This window comes from Microcoleus sp. MON2_D5, from assembly GCF_036701905.1.
GTDB lineage: Bacteria > Cyanobacteriota > Cyanobacteriia > Cyanobacteriales > Microcoleaceae > Microcoleus.
This window is the reverse complement of the sequence record NZ_JAUBRM010000042.1, coordinates 21447-47253: the sequence shown is the minus strand read 5'-3', so window position 1 is coordinate 47253 and position 25807 is coordinate 21447. Positions and strand designations below refer to the sequence as shown.

Below are 25807 nucleotides of genomic sequence, written 5' to 3'. Positions count from 1 at the left end.
GATTCCCCCTAACCCCCCAGGGCTGTTTCTTTCTCCCGAAGTCCGCCAGGGGTTTCAACCCCGGCCGGACTGAATGTTTGACGTGTTTGTTGTTAGCAAAGATCGCCTCCTTCAATCCGATATCCCTGTTCTAATCGGTGCTGTGCCATTCTCGATCGATTTCCTCCAAATCCTTAGCCGCTCCCAATTGTTGAAAAATTTGATGTGCTGTATCGTAATGTTGTTGAGCAACTTCTGTGTTGCCGCGCTGGCGTTCGAGTCGTGCTAAATCGTAGTTAGCTTCGGCAATTTTGCTAGGTAGTTTCAGTTCTTTTAACTTCGCTAAACACTCTTTTAAAAGTGGTTCTGCTGTATCCAAGTTACCCCTAAGCATCTCAATTTCTCCTCGACAACCGATCGAAGTTGCCATCCCCGCGCGATCGCCCAATTCTGTCATCACTTCCAAATGTTGCCGGTAAAGTCGCTCAGCTTCATCCCCATTGCCGCGATTTCGCTCGATATCTCCCAACGATCCCCAAGAAGTTGCCATCCCCGCGCGATCGCCCAATTCTGTCCTCAATGCCAAAGATTGCCGTTTGAGTTTCTCTGCTTCATTCCAATTGCCGCGATTGCATTCGATATCTCCCAACACTCCCCAAGAAGATGCCATCCCCGATCGATCGCCCAATTCTGTTATCAATGCCAAAGATTGCCGGTAAAGTCGCTCAGCTTCATCCCAATTGCCGCGATTTCGCTCAATATCTCCCAACACACCCCAAGAAGTTGCCATCCCCGCGCGATCGCCCAATTCTGTTTCAACTTCCAAACATTGCCGGTAAAGTCGCTCAGCTTCATCCCAATTGCCGCGATTTCGCTCGATATGTCCCAACGATGCCCAACAAGATGCCATCCCCGCGCGATCGCCCAATTCTGTTCTCAATGCCAAAGATTGCTGGTAAAGTCGCTCAGCTTCATCCCAATTGCCGCGATTTCGCTCAATATCTCCCAACAATCCCCAAGAAGTAGCAATCCCGCTCTTATTACCATTTTCTTCTTCTGCGATTGATAACGCATCTTTAAAATATTTTTCTGCTAAATCCCAATTCCCAAAATCCCGATGAATTGCACCTAATATTGTCAAACAATAGGAACGCCGATCGCCTTCAACATAAGGTAAAATTTGTTCGTACAATTCTTTTGATAAATTCCAGTATCCCCACCGTCTTAAATATGTATCTGGGATTAAATAGTAAGCTTCCCCATAGTTGCCCAACCTAAAGGCAAAAGGTTGAGCTTCTAGAACAGCTTGTAAATCTGCTAAGCTTTGAGGATTGTCCACATTTTTACCAGTGCAGTAAAATTTATAAACACTTTCCAGCAGTTGTGGCAATTCCTGTTGATATTTCCCTTGCAAAAACTCTTCAATCACCCGGTGCAAATCGTAAAAATCCTCACATTTATCCTCGTCATAGCGACTCTGCACCAAACTAGCACCCACTAATCGCTCTAAAATTGCTGCTGTCTCGCTAATTTCTGCCTCTGTAAATTCCGCAGGTTCCTCTAATTCTGCTGCTAATTCCAAGCGGGTATCTTGTTCAACATCATCCGCATACAGCCGCAAAAAAGTTAAACCCTTCACATCTATCGGCACTCGCAAAACACACATCCGACGCAGTAAATCTCTTGCCGCTTCACTTTGCCTTGCCAGTTGTTCTTGCAACATCGGTTCCACTTTCTCCGTTACCAATTCAGGATGCTTCCGCAAATATCCAGGTCTTCCCTTGCCAAGAGCTACCAATTGAGTTAACAAAAAAACATGACCTTCAACCCGCTGAGATATCCACTGCAAATCAGCTAATTTATCAGTCAACTGTCGCTGCAAAATCTCCACAGTCGCCGCCAGATCCACACCTTGCAACGGTTCGATATGCACCAATTCCGCATCCGGCGCTAACCCCGGATAGCGCGTATCTGCCAAATCCCCAGGCACTTCCCGGCTGGTCAAAATCATTTGCGATTGGTGCTGCTGATAAACCAAAGCATTCAGCAACTTACCCCAATCCGGTGAAATTGCTCTATGTACCTGCGACGCAATCAAACTGTCTGGATTTTCCGCCTCAACAGCCGGATGCAAAATAGGTTCCAGGTTATCGAGTACCAAAAGACAGCGAGTTTGTTGCAAACCAACCATAATTTTCGCAATCTTTTCCTCTGGCTTTTTCAACTCTGCTGCGCCCTGAATCCCCAAACCTTCATTTAACAGAAACCCAGCCACATCATCAAAACTGGTTCCCTCCAGTGCCTTGAAATACATCACGCACTCATAACCGCCAGCCAGCAAACTTTTCCCTGCTTGAGAAACCGACTGTTGCCAATTCACCCCCAATCCTTCTACAAGTTTAATCGCCAAACTCGTTTTGCCCATACCGCCTTGCCCGATAATCGCCAATACCTTCGGCGGCGAAGTTCCATCCGGCAGAATTTCTACTAATTTTGCCGTTAAATTTGCCACCAATGTATCGCGCCCTTTCCACACAGGCACCGACTCAGGCATCTGAGAAAAAGCCACCCTAATTACTTTGTCGGGAGGGACATCTGCGGGCGTATCATCCTTGTCGGTTTTGCCCTCCGTATTTTGTCCGCTGTTAACCTGACTGCTGATACTGGGTTCGCCGTTAACGCCCCACACTTCTGCCAACTTTTGCAAATTCTCTTTTTTGTCTCTACTCCACAGCTTCAAAGTAAAATTCCAATCGCTACAACCCCGCTTTGCCGTCTCCGGGCGGTGATCATCCAGAATTTTCAGCTTTTTTCCGAGATAATCAGTCAGTACCTCGCCGATGTTCTTTCTAACTGGCAAGTCAGATGTTGTCTCAGTTGGTTTAAAGCTGCCTCTCTCTTTCAGCAGGTGGCGCAGGGCTTCCAGCGTCCCCTTGACGTGTAAATCAGTGGTCTTATCTTTCCAATTGACGCGGAGATTAGAGATGCGATTTGTATCATTCAACGCATAATCTATTAGCGCCTCAACCAAATGACTGGCTCGCTGCCGAGACTTTTCGTCTTTTCCCTGCTTGAGCATAGCTTCGGAAAGTAAATTGCTAAAAAAAGTTTCGGGAAAGTTTCGGAATCCCGATACCGAATGACCGTCCCGAATATCCCTAATGCCGATTGTAGCACAGTTCCAGCCATTATTTGCTTTCGGGTATCCCGAAATTCCACACTCAATTTAGTTGAGTTGGAAATAGTTTATGAAGTTATCAAAACAGCATCAATGGATGATTGGAGAGGCGATTCTCGGTACTGTAGTCGGTGCCATCAACTCTTCGGCGGGGATAGTGTTGACTTTTGGGTTAGTAGGTTTTCACCTCTGCTTTGACAAAAATCAACAGGAAGTGTCGCGTTGCCCTCTCGAACAAACTTTAAACAGCGAGGAAGTATCGAAACTCTATTTTTGTAATGATTGTCCTTTCAAGAAAGCGGCGATTGATGTAGAAAAAGTTGAAGAAGAAAGTGAGTAAACTGTGGTGCATCTAATCTGGAACAGCCCGGAAAGCCTGTTCGGGCGGGACACCCCAGAAGAAAATTTATTATTTGTGGAACAGGCCCGAAAGCCGGTTGCTAACCGACAATAAAATTCATTATTTGTGGAATCTGCCGGATAGCTTGTTGCTTATCGGCGGGCGGGACACCCCACAATAAAATTCACTCAGGATGTTAACTCGAAAGTGCGATCGCTCTTTTAATTAGTATAGGTAAAAAAGGACGATCGCCCGATCGTAAATTGAACTTTATACACAAACTTTTAGTGTAGTAAAATCAATCCCCAAAATCAGATTCGCATATTATAATAACATGAAACGAGTGTTATAACTTCTGAGCGAAACAGCGATCGCCTCTGCCTCTTTTGCTAGTTACGTTGCGCCCAGCTACTTGCTGCGATTAGAAATGTCTATAATATCTTTTAGCATCTTCTCGCTAACACGCAATTTATGGAACCTTTAGCAAAAGAACCCTGTGCCGCCTGCCGCCCAAACTCTCCCCGCCTCACAGCTTACGAAATTGTCCAGCTAAAACCTCAAATTCCCGAGTGGAATTTAATCGAAAAAAATGGCATTCCCCAAATAGAACGCACCTACGAATTCCCGGATTTCAAAAGTGCGATCGCCTTTACCAACAGCGTCGGCGAAGCAGCAGAAACCGAAGGACATCACCCCGCACTGTTAACCGAGTGGGGAAAAGTTACCGTTACTTGGTGGACTCACGCGATTTCTGGACTGCACCGCAATGACTTTATTATGGCTGCGAAAACCGATGCGATCGCCAATCAATTCCCAACATGAACAGGATTTGTAGCCTGCGCCGGGCCGCGCACCTTACTACTTGTTTTTTTGCAATGACCTAGTTAATACTCTAGGAAAGCACCGCCCTGGGCACTTGTGAATGCGGTTGATTGGCATTATTCAACAACTCCAGATTTAGTCGGTAGCCGACATTCCGTACAGTTTGAATCAGGCTCGGCTGTCGCGGGTCGATTTCGATTTTTTTACGCAGAGAGAGTACGTGAGTGTCGATCGTCCGGGGGTTATCAATCGCATCGGGCCACGCCCTCCGCAGCAAATCCGAGCGCGACAGCGGCACTCCTCCAGCTTGAGCTAGCACGTACAGCAGGCTAAATTCCTGGGGAGTCAGCTCAATATGTTCCTCGTACAATCTCACTCGGCGCTGCACCAAATCAATTTTCAGCAGCCCGCACTCCAGCGTCGCCGGCGGTACCATCGTGCGGTTGCGGCGCATCAGAGCTTCCACCCTGGCCATAAATTCTTGCATCCCAAAGGGTTTAGTCAGGTAATCGTCTGCCCCCGCCTTCAAACCTTCAACAATATCCGATTCCGAATTCCGCGCCGACAGCATCAAAATCAGCGACTGCTGCTGCTGTTGCAGCCAGTGGCAAAATTCCAAACCGTCCCCATCCGGCAATTGGGCATCCAGAATGACTAGGGTGGGCTGACGGCTGAAAAATATTTCCCTAGCGTGACTGATATCCGCTGACTGGTGCACCCAGTGACCGACTTGCTGTAGATGCCAGCCCAAGAGCGATCGCAGGTGCGGATTCCCTTCAACAATTGAAATACTTGCAGATTCCACAGAGGCGAGCTTCCCATATCACTAATTGCTACAAGGTTAACAGAGCTTTTGTCAAGCTTTTGTAACCATCGCTACTCAAGCATGAGCTGCGTTTAAAGCAGCGGACATACCTAGGCTAGGACTTTTAAATATTGGCTCAATTTCCGAGGGTCAGCCTGCAGAAAGGTTAAATCATTCTGGCGGTAAGCTTACAATGAAAATAAGACAGTGTAAAGCCGATTGATCCCATGCCCCAACCGCCTGCCAAAAGCGAACCCCCCGACCCAGCCCCCACTCCCAGGAGGTTGACAAATCGCGCAAGTGAAACTAGAATTCCTCCAACCGTTAGCTCGGGAGCCGGAAGACTCAGCCACTTTGACCGCCAAATTCAGCAACATCCCGACTCCATTAAACGCACAGCGAATTATCTAGGTGCGCGCCAAAAGTCGAGCAACTGCATTGCAACGAGTGAAATTTTTTATGGAGGGTAGCCTGTAGAGCAGGGTAAAAACTTTTATTTAGAAATAGCCTCAACCGGAGCCACTCAGCATCAATCGAGGCCATTCCTAAATCCCGCCGTCATTATACAAACCACAAAGGATTTCAACCTCACACCATGCTACAAGACACCCAAACAATCCGGCACTACCAAAAACTCACCGACGCCCTCGTCGAAATGTGGAATAGAGGTTATCGCTTCGATGACCTGCGGCTTTACTTAGACGGGTATTTAGCAGCCCTGCGGCATTCCAACGGTCTGGAACCCTATCTGATTCACAGACTAGAGGAAGAAGCAGCGCGTTACATTCACGACCCCTCCAATTTTGCAATGCCACAGACCCAAACTGAAGCCGACTACTATTAAATAGCAAATTCGGTTGGATAAACCCTTGATGATTTGGGAATTGGGAATTGGGAATTGGGAATTGGGAATTGGGAATTGTAACGGGTTCCCTGGCTCTGCCTGGGAACCGATGTCCAGAGGCTCGGCCTCGCTTTGGGAGCCTAAAAATTCGATGCCGAGCCGACCGCAGTGCGTTCCCAGGCAGAGCCTGGTATAGCAATCCTAAATGAGCCGTAAATTTTTTACCCCTCCCCAGCCCTCCCCTAACTGGCGGGGAGGGAGTAAGAAATTCACAAATGATTTAGTATTGCTATAACGAATAATTAAGTAAATCAACCTAATTCCACGTAAAACGCGATTGCTGTTATATCCCCGACTTCTTTAAGAAGTTGGGGATATGTTTTTTCTGTCTAATTTAAGAAGCCAAAGCCACTTCTACAACTTCTTGCAATTCGCCCTTTTGATACATCTCGATCATAATATCCGAGCCACCAATAAACTCGCCGTTGATATAAACTTGGGGAATTGTCGGCCAGTTGGAATACTCTTTAACGCCTTGACGAATTTCCTGGTCTGCCAAAACATCCACAGTTTCGTAAGGCACTCCCAAAGTATTGAGAATTTGCACCACAGTATTAGAAAAACCGCACTGGGGCATTAACTTATTGCCCTTCATAAACACCATGATTTTGTTTTGCTTAACCAACTCGTCAATTCTTTGATGTGCTGTTGTACTCATGGTAGGTCCTAATATTGTTTGAAAATTTTTAAACGTTGACTGACGCAGAAACCGCGTTTTTTACGAAAATCTTTCGTTACAGCCATAGATTCCGGTAAAAAAAACCGGGTTTTTGTGGTTTTTGTGCGTAAGTGGAGCAGTTGTATTTCAAGCAACTATTGACACCCGCACAAACTTGTGATACCCACTTGCAAGTCAACAATTAAGCAACTTGACTTTTCGCTTCCCATTCTGCGGGAGTTAAAGTTTCCAAGCCCAAAGCGTGGATGGCTTCACTAGCCATTGCCTGTTTGAGAGCGCCGTAGACCAGTTGGTGCTGCTGTACTCGGCTTTTTCCTTCAAAGGCTGCAGAGACTACTCTCGCCTGGTAGTGGTCACCGCCACCGGTCAAATCCTCAACTTCTATTTTAGCGTCGGGCAACCCTGCCTTAATCATTTCTGCTACTTGAGACGGTGTAACCATTGGTTTCTCTGATAAACGGCTGTAATTTAGATGTTAGTGGAACTATTTTGTCGAGGAGCTCGGTTGACTGCTGGCTGGCCGGGGAAAGGGCGAATCCACAAAACCCAATTCCAGTAACTGCTGGTAAGCTTTCTTGCCCAAGTCGCGAGTTGGCTGCTGCGATCGAATAATCTGAATCAGCAGGGGCACAGCCAGTTCGGGCTTATTTTGCGCCCGGTGTACCAACGCCAGCCGGTAGGTAGCTTCGTCCCGCATTTGGGCTGTTTCTACAGCTTTGGTGCGGTGGCTTTCGGCCAAGCGGATGTCAATTCCGGCAAAACTGCTCCCCAGTTGTTGGTAAAAGTTGGACAGTTGATTGAAAATTTGGCGGGATTCTTGGAGTTTTTGACTGGCGAGTGTGTAATTTTGATTGGAAATAGCACTGCTGGCTTCTGTCATCAAACGCTGGCCTCCTTGGACGCTCAGCAGGCTGCTGTCTTGCGTCAGAGGGCGAAGATTGTTGGGGTCTGTGGGGTCGTCGGCGGGTTCGACTTGCGGTTGGTTCTCTGGCCCAGAAGGTTGTTGTGCTTGGACTTGGAGCGGTTGCAACAGGGTAAAAGCTGCGATCGCCCCGATCGTAATCCGGGCAGTGGAGCGAAGCCAGCAAACAGTTCCAGAGTATACCATGAAATTACTTTGCGCCTGTGCGCTTTAAAAAAATATTTAGCTTGAGCCGATCTTACCATTGGCGATCGCAACCGGCTAAGTGTAAACCAAATTTGTTGAAATGTCAAAGGGTTCGATCGGGAGAAAAGCTCAAAACGAGTTTTCTGTGAGGTGGTTTATCGGAAAAACACGCAGCCATCGAATAAAAATCGCCGGTTGAAACCGATCCTACACAAACTTTGGTCTCTCTCGCTTGAGACTAATGAAGTTAGTAAGGTGCTTATGACGGGCCCTACCGCTGTTAGTTACAGTTTCAAACCCCTCAGGGTGAAAACATCCCTGACAGCTTATAAATATGTTTGATAAATCTACATGAAAATTAAACAGGAACATTTCTGATGGTACAACCCGGCAAACCGACCTCCGACATTCTCCAAAATTATCAAGGTATCGGAGTTCCAGAAGAAAGTCTGGCAGTGATTTTGCAGCGCGGCGGCGACGAATTGCTGCTGTCAAAAGCGGACGATCGCTTTACAGTCCGCCCCTCATCAACAGCATCAGCCTCAAACGATTGGGCTGCAACAACTGGGGCAAAACTCAACCGCCGCGTCGGCCAAAGCAATCTCGATGAATATCTCGTTGCGCCCTCTAGCCTAGAAGCAGCAATGCAAGCAGCCCGCGCCAGCGATGCTGTAGCTTTTGCCAGCCACGTCTATTGCCCCGCGAACAATCCGAGTACATTCTTTTATTTAACCGACCAAATTACGATTCAATTTGGCGAACAAGTAGACGAACAATCGCGAAAGGCGATCGCCAATGCAGCAGCTTTAAAAATAGTCCGGCCAGTAGAAGGAATTCCCAACACCTTCGTCTGCGAAGTCACTAAACAAGCAACAGAAAATCCGGTCAAAATTGCCAACCGCTTGACAAGATATCCAGAAGTTTTGATCGCCGAGCCCAACATTTTAGTAGAGACGCAGCAGCATTACACGCCCCGCGATCCGCTTTATCCCAAACAGTGGTATCTCAATAACAAAGGCGGCAACCAACTTGTCGGCGGTGCTCAAATTTATGCCGAACCAGCTTGGGACATCACTCGTGGAGTTCGATCGATCGTAATTGCCATCGCCGACGATTCAGTTGACATCACCCACCCAGATTTTCAAGGCCAAGGCAAAATTGTCTCACCCATCGATTTCAAAGACGGCGACACCTCCCCGATGCCAGTCGCCGACTCAGACAACCACGGCACAAGTTGTGCCGGCGTCGCCATTGCAGAAGAAAACGGCAAAGGCATTGTCGGCGTCGCCCCCGGATGCGCCCTGATGCCCATCCGTGCCAGTGGTTTTCTCGATGACGATTCTGTCGAAAAAATATTTAATTGGGCGATCGAAAAAGGGGCCGCCGTCATTTCTTGCAGTTGGGGGCCTGCTGCAGTTTACTATCCCCTTTCCCTGCGGCAGAGTGCCGTTATCACCAAAGCCGCCACCCAAGGGCGGGGCGGCAGAGGCTGCGTTATTCTGTTCGCTGCGGGGAATGCCAACCGCCCAGTCAACGGTACTGTTAACGAGAAAGGCTGGCCCAACAACGTCGTGGAGGGTCAAACTAGATGGCTAAACGGATTTGCCGTTCACCCCGACGTAATTGCCGTCAGCGCTTCCACTTCCCTCAACAAAAAAGCAGCCTACAGCAATTGGGGTAGCAGCATCTCGGTTTGCGCCCCCAGCAACAACGCGCCGCCGGGAACTTGGTTGCCAGAAACCGGATTTATCGCCACGCCGCCGGAGGTGACGCAGTATTTGCCCGGTTTGGGGGTGTTTACTGCCGATCGAGTGGGCGATCGGGGCTACGACTGGGGGGACTATACTGATACTTTTGGCGGTACTTCCAGCGCCACTCCAGTAGTCGCTGGGGTTGCAGGGTTGATACTTTCGGCTAACCCCCGTTTGACGGCGCGGGAAGTGCGGGGAATTCTCGAACAAACTGCTGAGAAAATTGTCGATCCCGATCCCGATCCCCAGTTGGGCAATCGCATGGGAAATTACGATCCTAACAACGGCCGCAGCGATTGGTTTGGTTACGGGAAAGTGAATGCTTTGAAAGCTGTGCAAGCTGCGGTGAGAAAGGGCGGCGGCAATCCGAATATCGGCGGTGCGGTGTTCAGCGATATTTCTGGACATTGGGCACAGAAGTTTATTGAAGCTTTGGCTGCGGCGAATATAATTAGCGGTTTTCCTGACGGTTCTTTTCGGCCTGATGAGAGTTTAAACCGTGCTCAATATGCGGCGCTGTTGGTGAGTGCGTTTAGTCCGATTCCGAGGGTGCCGGCTACAAATTTTATTGATGTTTCTGCTACTTTTTGGGCGAGAAGTGCGATCGAACGGGCAAATCGGGGGGGTTTTTTGGCGGGGTTTCCCGGGTTGAAGTTCGGCCCGAATCAGAATTTGACTAAGAGTGAGGCGATCGTATCTTTGGTTAACGGTTTGGAACTCAAGGGCGGCAATCCTGATTCTTTGAAAGTTTACAACGATCGTTCTCAAATTCCTAATTTTGCTTTAAGTGCGATCGCCACAGCAACTGCTTTGAAGATTGTGGTTAATTATCCTTCCCGCGATTGGCTTTCGCCGCAGCGGGATATTACCCGCGCTGAGATTTCGGCTTTGATTTACCAGACTTTGGTGGCGATTAATCGGGCAAAGCCGATCGATTCTCCTTACATTGTGTAATGGCAATTGGTTCGTAGTGAGGACTTAAGTTATCAGAATTTTATGATAACTAAAGCCCTCACTACCAACCTATTTTGTGCTGGCCGCTTTTAAGCTCTAAAATCCCCCAAAGCTTTCAAGGCAAATTGTGGCAAAGCTAACATCCTGCGCCACCGCCAAGGTTCTTGATAAAGTCGGTACAACCATTCTAAATGATTGTCACAAAACCAAGCCGGCGCGCGGGTTTTTGTTCCCGCCCAAATATCGAAACTGCCGCCTACTCCCACCCAAATTGACTGAGGGCAAAGGTGTCGGTGTTCGGCAATCCAAAATTCTTGGCGCGGCACTCCCAATCCTACAAAAATCAGTTTTGGCTGCATTTGTTTGAGGCTTTCACGGAAGTCTTTCTCTTCATCTGCGGAAAGATAGCCGTGTTGAGAAGCAATCGACAATCCGTTAACCTTTTGCTGCCAAGTTTGGGCCGCAGCAGCCGCTACTCCTGGGGAACCTCCAAAGAAAAATAGTGGTTCCGAATCCGGCAATTTTCCGGCTTGTTGCAGCAGCGATTCTGCTAATTCAATCCCCGGATAGCGCTGTGCCGGTTTGCCACGCAGCCGCAAGTACAGCACCACTCCCGAACCGTCTGGAATCACCAGTTCCGCTTTGCGGATTACATCGGCTAAAGCCTGATTTTGCTCGGCTTGCATCGCCATTTCAGCATTCAGCGTCACGACGTGACTTCCTAACCCTTGATGCAGGCGCTGCATCAGCCAACCTGCATAATCATCTAATATGTGAACTGGTAGTCCCAGCACTGAAAATTGCGGGCGCGATCCATCCATATTTTTTTCTTTGAGATTCCTACACACCTAGTTATTTAAATTAGCTGAGATTGGCGATCGACGCTAGAGCAGTCTTGGTCGCAAAAAACCCGGTTTGTGCCACCAAGAGTCTGTTAAGTCATCGTTCGGTGGCCCAGAAACCGGTTTTTTTGTAAGCGACGGGTCGCGCAAGTTCATTAGAGTTGGCCAGCCAAGTGCGATCGAGCATTAGTGTTCGATTTTTTTGACAGACCCGTCAGCGTACCATTCCATCGGTACTAGCTCAATTTTACCATTAATTTTCACTGTAGAGTAGACAACTTTCACGAAATGAACGCTGTTGTTATTGTGGTTTTGGGTAGACATGGCAATTACCTTTTTGTGTTTGGATAACTTGAGAAATGATCTAATATCTGATATATTTAAAAGTCTATTCACCGCAAATCTACTCGCATCAGGAAAAAGAAGGAAAACGAAATGGCGATCGCAAAAACCCAGCGGCAAACCAGGTTGGATTATTACTACCAGCAAATCAAAAACATTATCCTCAAGCGCCAAAATCCAATTACTGGTTTGCTGCCGGCGAGTACCGCCGTTAACGCTCACGGCGACTACACCGATGCCTGGGTGCGCGACAACGTGTACAGCATTCTCGCGGTTTGGGGTTTGGGTTTAGCTTACCGCAAAATAGATGGCGATCAGGGCAGAACATTTGAACTCGAACACAGCACAGTCAAACTCATGCGCGGCTTGCTGTTTGCGATGATGCAGCAATCGAGCAAAGTAGAACATTTTAAAAATACTCAGTCGCCGCTAGATGCGCTGCACGCTAAATACAATACTCAAACTGGAAGTATTGTTGTCGGTGATGACAAGTGGGGACATTTACAGTTAGACGCTACATCTATATTCTTATTAATTCTTGCTCAAATGACGGCTTCCGGGCTGCACGTAATTTTTACAATAGATGAAGTAAATTTCGTGCAAAATTTAGTTTACTACATCGGTAGAGCCTACCGCACGCCGGATTACGGAATTTGGGAAAGAGGCCATAAAATCAATCGTGGCAATGCAGAATTGAATGCCAGTTCAGTTGGCATGGCAAAAGCAGCGCTGGAAGCAATAAATGGGTTAGATTTGTTCGGGATTAAAGGCTCTCAAGCATCGGTTATTCACGTTTTGCCAGACGAAATTGCCAGAAGCCGCATAACTTTGGAATCGCTTTTGCCTCGCGAATCTAGTTCAAAAGAAGTAGATGCTGCTTTATTGAGCGTGATTAGTTTTCCGGCTTTTGCTGTGGAAGACCGAGAATTAATAGAACGGACTCGAAATAAGATTATTGACAAATTGCAAGGAAAATACGGCTGCAAGCGGTTTCTGCGGGACGGACACCAAACAGTGTTGGAAGATGCCGATCGCCTGCACTACGAACCCACAGAATTAAGGCAGTTCGAGCACATTGAATGCGAGTGGCCGCTATTTTTCACTTATTTGCTCTTGGACGGCATATTTCAGGGGAATCAAGCTCAAGTGCAAGAGTACCAGCAGCGTTTGGAATCTCTAGCAGTCGATCGCTCTGGTTTGCCGCTGCTACCCGAATTGTACTACGTCCCCGCCGAAAATATAGAAGCAGAAAAGCTAAATCCCAGCAGCCAGCAGCGCTTACCGAATGAAAATATTCCCCTAGTTTGGGCGCAAAGTCTGTATTTTCTCGGTCAATTGCTGAACGAAGAATTAATCGCAGTTGGCGACATCGACCCGCTGGGAAGGCACCTATCAGTGGGCCAACACAGAGAACCTTTAGTGCAAATTGCACTGTTAGCTGAAGACGAAGATTTGCAAGCCGAATTAGCCGCTAACGGCATTGCGGCACAAACCCCAAAACAGGTAGAACCAATTCAAGTCCGCCAGACTAAAGAATTATCAGCTATTTACACGCAAATTGGACGAAACGACCAATTAGGCTTAACCGGCCGCCCCGTGCGCCGTCTGCGGAGTTTAACAACTTCTCGGGTGTTTAAAATTCGCGAAGAGGCGATCGTATTTCTCCCCTCATTTTTGAACCGACAAGAGTTTTACTTAACTTTAGATTACCATTTTTTAGTAGCTCAAATCAAGAGCGAAATAGCTCACATTCACCGCCACTGGTATCAGTTGGGACGCCCTACGGTAACGCTGATGCTGACTCACACGATGCTGGAAACCGGCCGGGAAGCGTTGTTAGAATTAATGAAGGAATTCCGAGATGGACACTGTAACAACACGCCAGTTAAACTCGGAAATCTTAAGCAGTTAATGCTGACGGCTGGCACGGAGAGAATTGATTTGATGCACGATTTTGAATTTACCGAATCTCCGGTGACAGGTGCAGTAGAAACGCGCAGCTATCTGGCTTACAATCCTGAAAGAACTTGGTCTTTGGGTCACACGCAAGAATTTAAATTAGAGCTTGAAACTAATACTCAGTTATTGCTCACCAGCCTGCGCGATTCAGAAAATTTGTACGAACAAATTGAGTTGCTACACACGCTAGTTCGCCTCAAAGGAATAAATTTTGATACAGGATTTGGAGGTGCCGAAGCCACTGTACAAGTTGTGGATTTGCTCAACGAAGTTTATACAAAAGCTGGAGAAAGTTCGCAATCAAAAATCCAATGGGCAGTCATCCGCCATGCCGCAGGTTTGCTGGACAAAGTTGATATCAGCTTGTCCGATGCGGTGACAGATATTTTGGTGCGGCAAAAACAAATTGCTGTGGGGAAAGCCTACAGCGAAGATTCGATAATTTCGCGACCAGGTTCTTACACGGAAGTGATGGACAAAATTCGCCAGTTCTGCGGAGAAGATATTCGCGATAGAGTTCTCACCCAAGAAATTCTAATTTACCTCAGCGTCCTAATTAAAGCAGAACCGCAATTATTTAAAGGTCTGCTGACACTGAGAGTTAGCTACTTTATTCTGCTGTTAACAAGCGAACTAGCCCGCGAATTGGGAGTGACCCAAAATGAAGCTTACGAACATTTAATGCAGCTAAGTCCCTTTGAAATCAAAAATCGCCTGCGCCAAGTGTTGACAGAATACGAGGAAATGAATCAAATCCTCAAACAGCAAGAATCCCTGCGCGTCAAACAGCAGGAAAAAGATATTGAATGGGTAGTAGCGCCAGTTTCCGAAGAATCGCAAATGCTTGCGGGAGGATGGCGGCGGAAGCGGCAAATGGAAGGTGCTGTCAATCGCGTACCGAAGGATTTTTATCCGAGTGTTTGGGGACTGCTGCGGCACTGCAAAGGCTTGATAATTGGCGACAAATTAGAGCGGCGCAATCGGTTAGATAGCCATATTATATTATCGGAAATGACGCCGGGAGAAAAGAATTTCGCGCTACAAATCGAGCATTTGTTGAATAAGATTGTGGCGCCGGAATACCGACAAGTCAATATTGAGGCGCTGATGGAGTTGGCGGCGATCGCCCAGCGCAACCCTGAATTGCAAGTAGAAGAATACATCGTTTTAGATGTATTAGTCGGTCACGCTGTTCGGCTAAATTGGCAAGGAAAATACCCGGAAAGAGCCGATAAATACGACGAAGATAAAGCGGCGGCTTGGCAAGCTTTTTACAATACTTCGCCTTACGTTTGCGCGAGTCACGTACTCGATGCTTTCCGGTTCTTGACGAAGTTTGGATAGATTGAGTGCGGGTGGTTAATACAAGCTACCCCCTCGATAGTTCAGGGGTGGAAACCGCAACTACACAAACTAAGTCCGCCTCTGCGGACTAAGAAATAAGGGAGATATTTAAGCTTGATGGGGATTATGCGAGAGCCGTCATACAGCGAGCGATGGCTATTATAAAGCAGCTTGCGCCCGCTCTGCACGTCCTTACGCGCCTGCTACACATCACCCGCACCGCATTTTTGGTACGGTTGGCAACACCAGCGATCCTTCCCCCGACGCTCGCGCCGTGCAGAGTTCGCTCGGCTGGCTCATCATGGCGTTGCCCCAGTATTGTCGGTTTCTAGGAATAGTTTTGTACGGTTTTCTTCACTGCCAATTAATTCTGATTCTTTCACGTTCATTCGGGTAAATACGACCAACTCAGTGGGGTTTTCCTGGCTGTTGCTCCTACTTAGAAAGCGGCATCATGATAACTGTAAGCAACGAGCTTCAACCCAAACTTTCGTTATAAAGTCTTACCAATCTTTGAGGTGACAGATTATGTTGATGCGCTATTGGCAACCATTCACAGAAATTGAAACGATCCGCCAGCAACTCGATAAAGTTTTTGACCAACGGGCAACAACGAAAGATAACTCACAAGCCACTTGGATGCCCGCTGTGGAATTTGCTGATGCTGGGGACAACTTCGTATTAAAAGCGCAACTGCCTGGAATTGACCCCAAAGACATTGACGTTCAAGTCACTCGCGAAGCAATTTCTATCTCTGGCGAACGCCGCTACGAAAACACAGACGAAAAACCCGGCTACGTCCGCTCAGAATTCCGCTATGGCAAATTCCACCGGACGCTTCCCTTACCCGCACACATTCAAAACGACTCTGTGCAAGCTGAATACAAAGATGGCATTCTAACGCTAACGCTGCCCAAAGTGACTAAAGCTCGCAATAAAGTCGTCAAGATTAATTTGGCTCAAATTGCTGGAAATCCAGCGAATCCGACCCTGGAACAGGCTAACCAATAACGATCGGCGTTTGGTGTAACGAATGGTGAACTCTGTACGCAGAAGGCTGCGCTTAATTGAGTGAGGCAAATTTTCCCAAAGTGAGCCTCGTTGGATTTACCTAACAACAACGGAATTGGAAAAACTCATACCGGGAGCTACAATTGCTCTCGGTATTCTTTATTTGGGAAAGTTTTAGAAAAGCTACCTATAGGTGTAGCGAATCTGGTTGACTACTTCGAGTGCAGATTTTGGAGAATCGCAATAGTTCACCCAAATATTGGCACCAGATTTTGCTAATTCAACGGCGATGCCAGCACTAATTCCTTTCGAGCTACCTGTGACAAGTGCAATCTTATTGGCAAGCATAGTTAGTATTGAAAAATACAGCTAATTCCACCTATTCCCCAAGTTTGGCCAACTATGCGATCGCTCTCCTTTCTATTTTAGATTTTGGAGCTACCATTTGCACAGTCGTATTGCCAGTCCAATTAACCTAAACTTTTGGCTGTAATTTTACACTGTAAACTGTGAATGCGTTCAAGGTCAATGAAAGCTACGGTCATTGCTTGAATTTTATCGTCAATTTTAACTATCAATTTTAACGCCCGCTAAAAAACAGCAATCCCACCGAGGGAGGCATATTTTGTTTCATACCCAAGGGCGTGAGCACATGGGACGTTGGTAAGAGGGTGAGGGATTAACAGCCTGCGTCCACGTTTCGCTGTGCGGGTACACGCCCTGGTTTTTGGACAGCGTTTGGTGGTTGTGTTACCGCTAAACGAATTAACCTGAGGAGTGATGCCGTTAATTTAGACTTTGATACCAAGCATGACAGTTGGCGGTAAGCTCACTCTCATGCGTTTTCAAGTAACTCGCAGTCGCGATAGCTAGCCCAGTTTTTGCACAATATCGTTGATAACGGTAAGGCAGGAATGTTTTGACGCGAGTACGATCGCCATCAACGCCCCACTTTTTGGGAAACTACACCCAAACCAAAACCCCAACACGCCCGCCATGCCCAAACTTCCCGAATGCGCTCGCTGTCTCCTCGATCGCCCCCAACCCACACTTAATCTGTGCAGTTCATCCGACAGGCTCAGACACCGACACTTGCCCCGACTTTTGAGCAGACGCCAACGCTGAACCCGATGAAGTGTGGGAAGCCGAAGGGGCAAGCTACTATGGTGGCGAATTGATTCTGCAACCGAGGCAGCGGTGGACACCAGAAAGAAAAACAGTTAGAACTTTTGGATACCCACCCACTGTTTACTGACCCGTGTCCCCAATGTGAAATGACTTACCCCCAGTATGAAACGCCGCCTGTTCATTGGGATTGTTCGGCTTGCGGATGGATAGATGATTCGGTTTGAGGTGATGGTTGACAACGATAATTATCAGCAACGGCAAAACACTCGATCGACACCCCCCTTGAAAGTGCAGCCAACTAATCCCCCAACAAACACCCAAAACGCGCCTTGAGGCAGCACAGTTAACAACACAATCTCATGAGGCCATGATTGCCAGAAGCGAAACATGAGCTCACTTTTGTTGAGTAAATTACTATGTTACGATCAGCTCCAATAATAATTAACTTTTAAAACCGGCCTTAACCTCACACTCAATTCCCTTGCGATCGGTAGAATAACAATGACCATCAACTTAGCTGGCTATCAATTCGTTGAAACCCTCCACAGCGGGATAAGAACTTCAGTCGATCGCGCTCGGAAGGATTCAGACTTTTCCAGCGTGATCGTCAAAAGGCTAAAGGCTGAGTATCCCACTCTTTCGGACATCACCCGCTTGCGACACGAATATCAAATCCTGCACAGCTTGAACGTAGAATCGATTATCAAAGCCATTAGTTTAGAAAGCTATAAAAACGGTTTAGCACTGATATTAGAAGATTCCGGCTCCGAGTCTCTCAACGATTGGATGAAGGGTAAAAAAGTCTCAATCATTCAATTTCTTTCTTTGGCTCTCCAGCTTGTCTCTGCCTTAGCAGAACTCCACAAACATAACATTATTCATAAAGATGTAAAGCCACAAAATATTATCATCAACCCAGCCACTGAAAAAGTTAAAATTATTGATTTTAGCATCGCTTCGCGCCTGGAGCGAGAAAATTCGACGCTCAGCCATCCCGATTTGCTCGAAGGCACACTCGCCTATATGTCGCCCGAACAAACTGGCCGGATGAATCGGTCAATTGACTACCGCACTGATTTTTATTCACTAGGCGTTACCTTCTATGAAATGCTCACAGGCGAGTTGCCCTTTAATTCCACAGACCCGCTAGAATTGGTACACAGCCATATTGCCAAAACTCCCATTCCCCCTCACCAGCTAAATCCTGAAATCCCACCACAAATTTCAGCGATTGCGATGAAGTTATTAGCTAAAAATGCTGAAGACCGCTACCAAAGCACTGAAGGACTAAAATTTGACTTAGAAACTTGCTTGATAAAACTACAGGCTAGCGGATATATTTCCAACTTTGTTGTGGGAAGTGCGGATAAAGCAGGGCAATTAAATATACCGCAAAAGCTCTACGGTCGCGACCAAGAAATTGAAAAAATTCTAGAAACTTTCGATCGCGTTGCCAGTGGCACCAGCGAATTAATGCTGGTTTCCGGTTATTCCGGGATAGGCAAAACAGTTTTGGTCAATGAAGTTCACAAACCCATTGTGCGGCAACGAGGTTATTTTATTGCGGGGAAATTTGACCAGTTCAAGCGCAATATTCCTTATGCTTCCCTGATTCAAGCATTCCAATCCTTAACTCAGCAACTTCTAACCGAAGGCGAAGCAGAAATTCAAATTTGGAAAGAGAAACTATTAGGTGCTTTAGGCGTTAACGGGCAAGTGATCGCAGACGTGATTCCTGAAGTTGAACTGATTATTGGCAAACAGCCCCCCGTAGCAGAACTAGGGGCAACTGAAGCTCAAAACCGTTTCAGTCGCGTCTTTAAACAATTCATTGGCGTATTTACGACTATTGACCATCCCTTAGTTATCTTCCTCGATGACTTGCAGTGGGCGGATTCTGCCTCGTTGAAATTAATTGAATTGCTAATAAATGATTCTGATAGCAAGTATTTATTGCTGATTGGGGCATATCGAGATAACGAAGTTTATCCAACTCATCCGACGATTCAAACGATTGACAAGATTCGCCAAACTGGTGCGACCGTGAATAATATTGTCCTTCAACCATTACACCTGGTTCATGTCGAAGAATTAATTGCGGATACTTTAAATGAATCTGGCGGTTCGGAATCCCTATCTGTAAAGACGCGAAATTTCGCGTCTCTACTTTTTAATAAAACGCAGGGCAATCCTTTTTTCTTAAGTCAACTCCTCAAAACTCTCTATCAAGAAAATTTGTTAACTTATGATTTATATTCTGGCGTCTGGCAATGGAATATCGAGCAAATTCAAGCGATCGGCATCACCGATTACAATGTTGTCGAACTGATTGCTAGAAACATACGCAAATTGCCCGAAGATACACAAAAAGTATTAAAATTTGCTGCTTGTATTGGCAACACTTTTAACTTAGAAGTTTTGGCGATTGTCAATCAGGAATCATCCTTAGTCACGGCGGCGCAATTGTGGGCAGCACTTCAAGCTGGGTTGATTTTACCTTTGAGCAACGAATACAAAATTCCCCTCGTATTTAGTCAGGAAGAATCGGGCGGTTTTACCTTAACTGATGTGAAGGTTGACTACAAGTTTTTACATGACCGAGTGCAGCAAGCTGCCTATTCTTTGATTCCAGATGAGCAGAAAAAAGAGACCCACTTAAAAATCGGTCAACTGCTGCTGCAAAGTACAACGCCCGAAGACCGAAAAGAAAATATTTTCGCTTTAGTTAACCAACTCAATTATGGTACTGACTTACTTACCACTGAATCCCAAAAATATGAACTAGCCCAATTGAATCTGATTGCAGGTCAGAAAGCGAAAGCTGCTACAGCCCACGATTCCGCCGTCAAATATTTGCAAGTGGGTTTATCTCTGCTAGCGGTAGATAGTTGGGACAATCGGTATGAACTGACATTAAGGCTGCATGAGGAAGCAGCAGAGTCAGCATATTTGAGTGGTGATTTTGACGGAATGCAGAGATTCGTTGAGATAGTACAAAACTGCGCCAACACGCTATTGGACAAAGTAAAAGTGTACGAAGTCCAGATTCAAGCTTATATGGCGCAGAACAAGCTGGTGGAAGCATTGAATACGGGGCTGCAAGTCTTAAAGCAGTTGGAGGTAGAGTTTCCCGACTCGCCAAACCCATCTGATATTGGCCAGGCGCTGGGGGAAACTGCGGCAATTTTGAGCGGAACCCGAATTGAGGACTTAATCGATCTCCCTGAAATGACCGATCCTTATCAATTAGCAGCGATCAGGATTTTGTCAAGTATATTTTCTGCTTGCTATTCTGGGATGCCCGCACTGGTGCCTTTAACAGTGTGCAAACAGGTCGATTTATCCGTTCAATATGGCAATGCTTCTGTGTCTCCCTTTGCATATGCGGTATATAGTCTTCTTCTTTGCGGGGCGGTAGGAGATATTGAGCGGGGCTATGAGTTGGGCCAATTAGCTTTACGTCTAGTGTCAAAGTTAAATGCCAAAGAAATCGAAGTCAAGACTTGCCACTTAGTGTATGCTGCCGTTCAACATTGGAAAGAACACGTCCGGAATACCTTAGAACCTTTCCTGTCGGCTTTCTCTACTGGGCTGGAAACTGGAGATTTAGAATATGCTGGCTATGCCGTCATGGTGTGGAGTCATTACTCGTTTTTTGTTGGGAAGCAACTAATGCAACTCGAACAAGAGATAGCAACTTACACAGATGCAATTCATAAAATCAGCCAAGAAACAGCGCTTAACAATACAAAAATCTGTTGGCAAGCAGTCTTAAACATGATGGGAAAAAGCGCAAATTTCTGCCTGTTAAAGGGGGAAGTATACGACGAAGAGAAAATGCTGCTGCTATATCAGCAAACCAACAACCAACTGGCAATTCATTACTTATACTTGCACAAAGTTGCGCTTTGTTATGTGTTTGAAAATTACGCGGAAGCTTTAAAGAACATCCCTCAAGTAGAAAGTTCTTTCGGATCGTCTACAGGGCAGCTAACTGTTGTTATCTTCTATTTCTACGATTCTCTAGTACGGCTAGCTGTGTATCCTGAAACTTCGCAGTCCGACCAACAGGACATTCTTAACCGAGTACAAGCTAATCAAGAGAAATTGCAAAAATGGGCGCAGTATGCCCCAATGAATCATCTGCATAAATTCTATTTAGTAGAGGCCGAAAAATATCGTGTTTTAGGCGAAAAAGTAGAAGCGATCGAGATGTACGACAAAGCGATCGCTCTTGCTAAAGAAAACGAGTATATCAACGAAGAAGCACTAGCTCAGGAACTCGCTGCTAAATTCTATTGTTCATGGGGTAAAGAAAAGATTGCCCGAACCTACATGACCGATGCTTATTATGCCTATATGCGCTGGGGAGCTTTAGCTAAAGTTAAACATCTAGAAGAAAAATATCCGCAATTAATAGCGCGATCGCCTGCGGTCACCGAAACCCCTTTAGATCCTAAGATGACAATTGCTCCTTTGACCATTACAGGCGGTCAACCAGAGTTGCTAGACTTGGCAACTGTAATGAAAGCATCTATTGCCATTTCTAGCGAAATTGTTCTACCTAACTTGCTCACCAAGTTAATGAAAATTTTGATAGAAAACGCCGGCGCTGAAACTGGATCGCTTATTCTCTCAAAAGAGGGTCAACTTGTTATAGAAGCGGCGGGGACTAAAGATCGAGTCCGAGTGCTAGAATCTTTACCAGTATCAACTTATGGGCAAGTGCCTATCTCCGTACTTAATTACGTCACCAGAACTCAGAAAGATGTTGTTTTAAATGATTCCAGCCGCGAGGAAATCTTTAACGCCGACCCCTACATTGCCCAACACAAACCAAAATCAATTTTGTGTGCGCCTATCCTCTCTCAAGGTAAGTTAAGTGCCATCCTGTACCTAGAAAACAACGTGATTGCTGGCGCTTTCACGCCGAAGCGGGTAGAAGTGTTGCGGATGCTATCGGGACAAGCTGCGATCGCCTTAGAAAATGCCAACCTCTATCACACTTTAGAAGTCAAAGTAGAAGAGCGAACCGAGGAATTAAAAGCCAAAAATACGAGCCTAGAAGTGGAAATTCAAGAGCGACAGCGAGCCGAGCAAGCGGCCGAAGCCGCAAACCGCGCCAAGAGCCAATTTCTCGCCAACATGAGCCACGAACTTCGCACACCGCTCAACGGCATTTTAGGTTATACCCAAATCCTCAAACGAGACACAGGTTTAACCAGTCAGCAAAATTCTGGTATTAACATCATTCATCAGTGTGGCGAACACCTCCTAACTCTGATCAATGACGTTCTAGACCTGTCCAAAATCGAAGCCGGAAAAATGGAACTCTACCTCACCGACTTTCACCTGTCAGACTTTCTCCAAGGCATTACTGAAATCTGCCAGATTCGCGCCCAACAGAAGGGCATCTCTTTGATTTACGAACCGTTAACTCCACTTCCCACTTGCGTCCAAGCCGATGAAAAAAGGTTGCGGCAAATTCTCATCAACTTACTCGGTAATGCCATAAAATTCACCGAAAAAGGAGGCGTTAGTTTTAAAGTAGACAGGCTGGAGACTCAGCAATCTTTGTCATCACCAATCGCCAATCCCCAATCCCTAACAGCGAAATTTATTTTCCAAGTAGAAGATACAGGCATTGGCATCGCGCCGGAGGAACTCTCAAAAATATTTTTGCCCTTCGAGCAAGCCAGCGGTTCAGTTAGCCAGATAGAGGGGACAGGATTAGGGCTGCCAATTAGTCGCCAATTAGTGGAGATGATGGGCGGCGAACTGAAAGTAAAAAGCTCTGTAGGTAAAGGCAGTATTTTCTGGTTTGAGTTAGAGTTGCCTATTACCGAAACCTGGGAAGGAAATCAAAAAGAACCTGAAAAAATTATCAGGGGTTTCTCAGGCGACCGACGGAAAATTTTAGTCGTTGACGATCGCTGGGAAAATCGCTCAGTCCTAGTTAATCTTTTAGCTCCTATTGGGTTTGAATTAATGGAGGCAACGGACGGTCAAGACTGCGTGAATAAAGCGCTGTTATTTCAGCCGGACTGTATTATAATTGACTTAGTAATGCCAGTCATGGACGGCTTTGAAGCGGTGAGGCGGATCAGAAAAATCCCTGCATTGAAAGATGTAATCGCGATCGGAACTTCTGCTAGCATTTTATCCGGCGAGCCCCACAGCATTTTCCAGGCTGGTTGCAACGCTTTTCTCCTCAAACCAATTCGGGCAGAAAAGTTATTAGAATGCTTGGGCAACCATTTAGGTTTAGAATGGGTTTATGAGGAGCGAACAACTTTCCGTTCAGAAGGTATATTTACCGATGCCTCTTCCCAAATCCAAGACCAACAAATGATTGCTCCCCCTTCGGAAGAAGTTGCAGTCCTGTTGGATTTAGCGATTAAAGGTGAACTCCTCAGTATTGAGAAGCGAGCCAGCAAGCTGAAGGCAATAGATATGCGTTATGCACCTTTTGTCAATCAGTTGCTTGAATTAACTAAAAACTTTGAAGAAGACAAATTAGTAGAATTTGTTCAACAGTTTAGATGAGGAGTAAAAATGACTAGCGAATCTTTAGACAGAGGCACCATTTTAATTGTGGATGATACGCCCACTAATCTGGGTTCAGTATTGGATTTTTTGAGCGCATCTGGCTTCACTGTTTGGGTAGCTCGCAGTGGGTCTAGCGCTCTCAAAAAAGTGCAATATTCCCAGCCTGATTTAATTTTGTTGGATGTTCTGATGCCAGAGATGGACGGATTTAAAACCTGTCAAAATTTAAAAGCAAATGACTTAACTAAAGATATCCCAGTTATTTTTATGACCGCGCTGGACGATACAGAAAGCAAAGTCAAAGGCTTTAATGTGGGGGGAGTTGATTATATCACTAAGCCCCTTCAACAGGAAGAAGTTTTAGCTCGGGCTATCACGCACCTGAATCTGCGAAATCTAACTAAAAAGCTTCAGGCGCAAATTGTCGAGCGCGAGCGAGCGCAAGCCGACCTACAAGTTTTGACACAAGAGCTCGAGACGCGAGTAGAACAGCGCACCGCTGAACTTTCCCAAACGAATGAACGCCTCAACCAGGAGGTTGCTGAACGCAAGCTTGCAGAAGCAGCTTTGCAAGCATCCGAAGCGCGAGAGCGGCACAAAGCCCTAGAGCTCGAAAATTCCCTGCACGAACTCAAGCAGGTGCAAAGCCAGCTCATTCAGAGCGAAAAAATGTCCGGGCTAGGTCAGCTCGTAGCTGGCGTAGCCCATGAAATCAATAATCCAATTAATTTTATTTATGGAAATCTTTCTTATGCTCTGGAATATTCAAAAACTTTGGTCACTATCCTTGACCTCTACGAAAAGCACTATCCTAATCCGGCTCCAGATATACAAGCAGAAATCGCCACAAGCGAGCTAGATTATCTCAAAGACGACTTGCCTAAAATGTTCAAATCGATGTACTTAGGAGCCGATCGCATCCGCGAAATCGTTTTATCTTTGCGCCTCTTTGCACGGCAAGAAGGATATGAAATGAGATCGGTCAACCTTCACGAAGGGATCGACAGCACGCTGATGATTTTACAGAGTCGGCTAAAATTTAACTCAGACCGCCCCTCGATTGAAGTGGTTCGGGACTATTGCCCAAACCTGCCCGAAGTGGACTGTTATGGGGGAGAAATGAATCAGGTATTTATGAATGTACTTGCAAATGCGATCGATGCTATTGACGAGTGGAACACGCAGAGATCGCTAGAAGAAATTAAAGCGAATCCTAGCGTGATTCGGATTAGCACAGAAGTAACAAGCAGCAATTGGGTAGCTGTCCGAATTGTGGACAATGGGCCAGGGATCTCGGAAGAGGTTCGTCGCCACGTATTTAACCCGTTTTTTACGACAAAACCCCCCGGTAAGGGCACAGGGATTGGGCTATCGATTAGCTGGCAAATTGTAGTGGAAAAACACCGGGGAAGCTTGGGGTGTATTTCTGCACCAGGCGGGGGAACAGAGTTTACTATTGAGATTCCGATTCGGCAGGAGTCTCCTGTCTTGTCGCTGTCCGCTTGATCTTCTGCAAAAAAGTTAATGAATCCATCGGGTTAATTTTTTAAACTACTCCCCAATCTAGCCAGCTTAAAAAAAGTTGTGTGGCCGCTGCTTGTCAAGTTTCCTCACCAACGCTCGTCCGGCTTAATTAGTTTAAAAGTAGCTTTACAGTCTTCCAGCGCTTAGTGTTCGCAGTTGCGGAGAAAATCGGGTAATTTGTTTAAGTTTCACGAGTTGGTAGGTGGAATGCTACTTTATAGACTGTTAATTTGGAGAACTAGCTACTATTGCTTCAACCAGAAACAAACCAACTTTCTTGTGCAATCCCTGGTTTTGTTGGGGACAGCCAAGGTGAATCAAGCATTTAGGGCACCCGTCAGAACACTCGCAATTTAAGGCTAGAGACATTGCTTTAGCAGCAAATAACGGTAGATGTTTCCCCATTTCTTCAGATGCTCCATTTCCCCCATCTGTTGTATCAAAAAAATAGGCGACTGCTGGTCAACCCTGGTTCCCATTGTCCGCGTGGGGCGCATACTCATCGATTGAATTATAGCGAACTGATTTTTGTTATTTGATATTTTCCAGCCAATGAGGGTTAGTCATGTTGTACTTCCAGAAACCTGA

18 protein-coding genes and 1 pseudogene are annotated in these 25807 nt (G+C 46.3%); 8 read left to right on the top strand and 11 right to left on the bottom strand.

The features are described 5' to 3' along the window. Positions 1 to 130: 130 nt before the first annotated feature. On the bottom strand, positions 131 to 3058 hold the full coding sequence (locus QUA47_RS16945) for a tetratricopeptide repeat protein (protein WP_333431603.1): 2928 nt from the start codon (positions 3056 to 3058) through the stop codon (positions 131 to 133). A 169-nt stretch (positions 3059 to 3227) separates the two neighbouring features. On the opposite strand from QUA47_RS16945, the gene QUA47_RS16940 reads away from it, so the two are divergent. Further along, positions 3228 to 3497 (top strand): hypothetical protein, encoded by a 270-nt coding sequence (locus QUA47_RS16940; protein ID WP_333431602.1) that lies wholly within the window; start codon positions 3228 to 3230, stop codon positions 3495 to 3497. Positions 3498 to 3968: 471 nt separating this feature from the next. Next, positions 3969 to 4319 carry a 4a-hydroxytetrahydrobiopterin dehydratase gene (locus tag QUA47_RS16935; RefSeq protein ID WP_333431601.1) on the top strand — a complete coding sequence of 117 codons (351 nt, stop codon included), beginning with the start codon at positions 3969 to 3971 and terminating at the stop codon, positions 4317 to 4319. 70 nt (positions 4320 to 4389) lie between these two features. Here QUA47_RS16935 and QUA47_RS16930 read toward each other — a convergent pair whose 3' ends face one another. After that, positions 4390 to 5124, bottom strand: a complete 735-nt coding sequence (locus tag QUA47_RS16930; protein WP_333431600.1) for a response regulator transcription factor — start codon at positions 5122 to 5124, stop codon at positions 4390 to 4392. Between the two features lie 595 nt (positions 5125 to 5719). On the opposite strand from QUA47_RS16930, the gene QUA47_RS16925 reads away from it, so the two are divergent. Then, a complete protein-coding gene (locus QUA47_RS16925; RefSeq protein ID WP_006634037.1) occupies positions 5720 to 5968 on the top strand; it encodes a DUF6761 family protein in 249 nt (82 codons plus the stop codon). 394 nt (positions 5969 to 6362) lie between these two features. On the opposite strand, the gene grxD is transcribed toward QUA47_RS16925, so the two are convergent. The 3 genes from grxD to QUA47_RS16910 all read right to left on the bottom strand — a co-directional run bounded on the left by grxD (position 6363) and on the right by QUA47_RS16910 (position 7815). Beyond that, a complete protein-coding gene (gene grxD, locus QUA47_RS16920) occupies positions 6363 to 6686 on the bottom strand; it encodes a Grx4 family monothiol glutaredoxin (RefSeq protein WP_190657705.1) in 324 nt (107 codons plus the stop codon). Positions 6687 to 6888: 202 nt separating this feature from the next. After that, entirely contained in the window at positions 6889 to 7149 is a 261-nt protein-coding gene (locus QUA47_RS16915) for a BolA family protein (protein WP_190657703.1), read from the bottom strand. Between the two features lie 42 nt (positions 7150 to 7191). After that, a complete protein-coding gene (locus QUA47_RS16910; protein WP_190734082.1) occupies positions 7192 to 7815 on the bottom strand; it encodes a hypothetical protein in 624 nt (207 codons plus the stop codon). A 377-nt stretch (positions 7816 to 8192) separates the two neighbouring features. On the opposite strand from QUA47_RS16910, the gene QUA47_RS16905 reads away from it, so the two are divergent. Then, a complete protein-coding gene (locus tag QUA47_RS16905) occupies positions 8193 to 10520 on the top strand; it encodes a S8 family serine peptidase (RefSeq protein ID WP_333431599.1) in 2328 nt (775 codons plus the stop codon). A gap of 89 nt (positions 10521 to 10609) precedes the next feature. Here QUA47_RS16905 and QUA47_RS16900 read toward each other — a convergent pair whose 3' ends face one another. Beyond that, positions 10610 to 11341, bottom strand: a complete 732-nt coding sequence (locus tag QUA47_RS16900) for a WecB/TagA/CpsF family glycosyltransferase (protein WP_333431598.1) — start codon at positions 11339 to 11341, stop codon at positions 10610 to 10612. Positions 11342 to 11548: 207 nt separating this feature from the next. After that, entirely contained in the window at positions 11549 to 11686 is a 138-nt protein-coding gene (locus tag QUA47_RS16895; protein ID WP_333431597.1) for a hypothetical protein, read from the bottom strand. Positions 11687 to 11797: 111 nt separating this feature from the next. Here QUA47_RS16895 and QUA47_RS16890 point away from each other — a divergent pair, with 111 nt between their 5' ends. Together QUA47_RS16890 and QUA47_RS16885 are read left to right on the top strand one after the other, a co-directional pair. Further along, on the top strand, positions 11798 to 15007 hold the full coding sequence (locus QUA47_RS16890; protein ID WP_333431596.1) for a glycoside hydrolase family 15 protein: 3210 nt from the start codon (positions 11798 to 11800) through the stop codon (positions 15005 to 15007). 528 nt (positions 15008 to 15535) lie between these two features. Further along, entirely contained in the window at positions 15536 to 16018 is a 483-nt protein-coding gene (locus QUA47_RS16885) for an Hsp20/alpha crystallin family protein (protein WP_333431595.1), read from the top strand. 183 nt (positions 16019 to 16201) lie between these two features. Here QUA47_RS16885 and QUA47_RS16880 read toward each other — a convergent pair whose 3' ends face one another. The 3 genes from QUA47_RS16880 to QUA47_RS16870 form a co-directional block, all read right to left on the bottom strand. Then, a complete protein-coding gene (locus QUA47_RS16880) occupies positions 16202 to 16366 on the bottom strand; it encodes an SDR family NAD(P)-dependent oxidoreductase (protein ID WP_333431594.1) in 165 nt (54 codons plus the stop codon). Between the two features lie 521 nt (positions 16367 to 16887). Continuing rightward, on the bottom strand, positions 16888 to 17223 hold the full coding sequence (locus QUA47_RS16875) for a hypothetical protein (RefSeq protein ID WP_333431593.1): 336 nt from the start codon (positions 17221 to 17223) through the stop codon (positions 16888 to 16890). Positions 17224 to 17266: 43 nt separating this feature from the next. Continuing rightward, a complete protein-coding gene (locus QUA47_RS16870) occupies positions 17267 to 17467 on the bottom strand; it encodes a hypothetical protein (RefSeq protein WP_333406207.1) in 201 nt (66 codons plus the stop codon). Between the two features lie 180 nt (positions 17468 to 17647). Here QUA47_RS16870 and QUA47_RS16865 point away from each other — a divergent pair, with 180 nt between their 5' ends. Beyond that, positions 17648 to 23692, top strand: a complete 6045-nt coding sequence (locus QUA47_RS16865; RefSeq protein ID WP_333431592.1) for an AAA family ATPase — start codon at positions 17648 to 17650, stop codon at positions 23690 to 23692. Positions 23693 to 23701: 9 nt separating this feature from the next. Then, positions 23702 to 25201 (top strand): response regulator, encoded by a 1500-nt coding sequence (locus QUA47_RS16860; protein WP_333213834.1) that lies wholly within the window; start codon positions 23702 to 23704, stop codon positions 25199 to 25201. A 243-nt stretch (positions 25202 to 25444) separates the two neighbouring features. Here the strand turns inward: QUA47_RS16860 and QUA47_RS31020 are convergent. Further along, positions 25445 to 25666, bottom strand: a pseudogene (locus QUA47_RS31020) (Zn-binding domain-containing protein); the annotation flags it as partial. Positions 25667 to 25807: the final 141 nt, after the last annotated feature.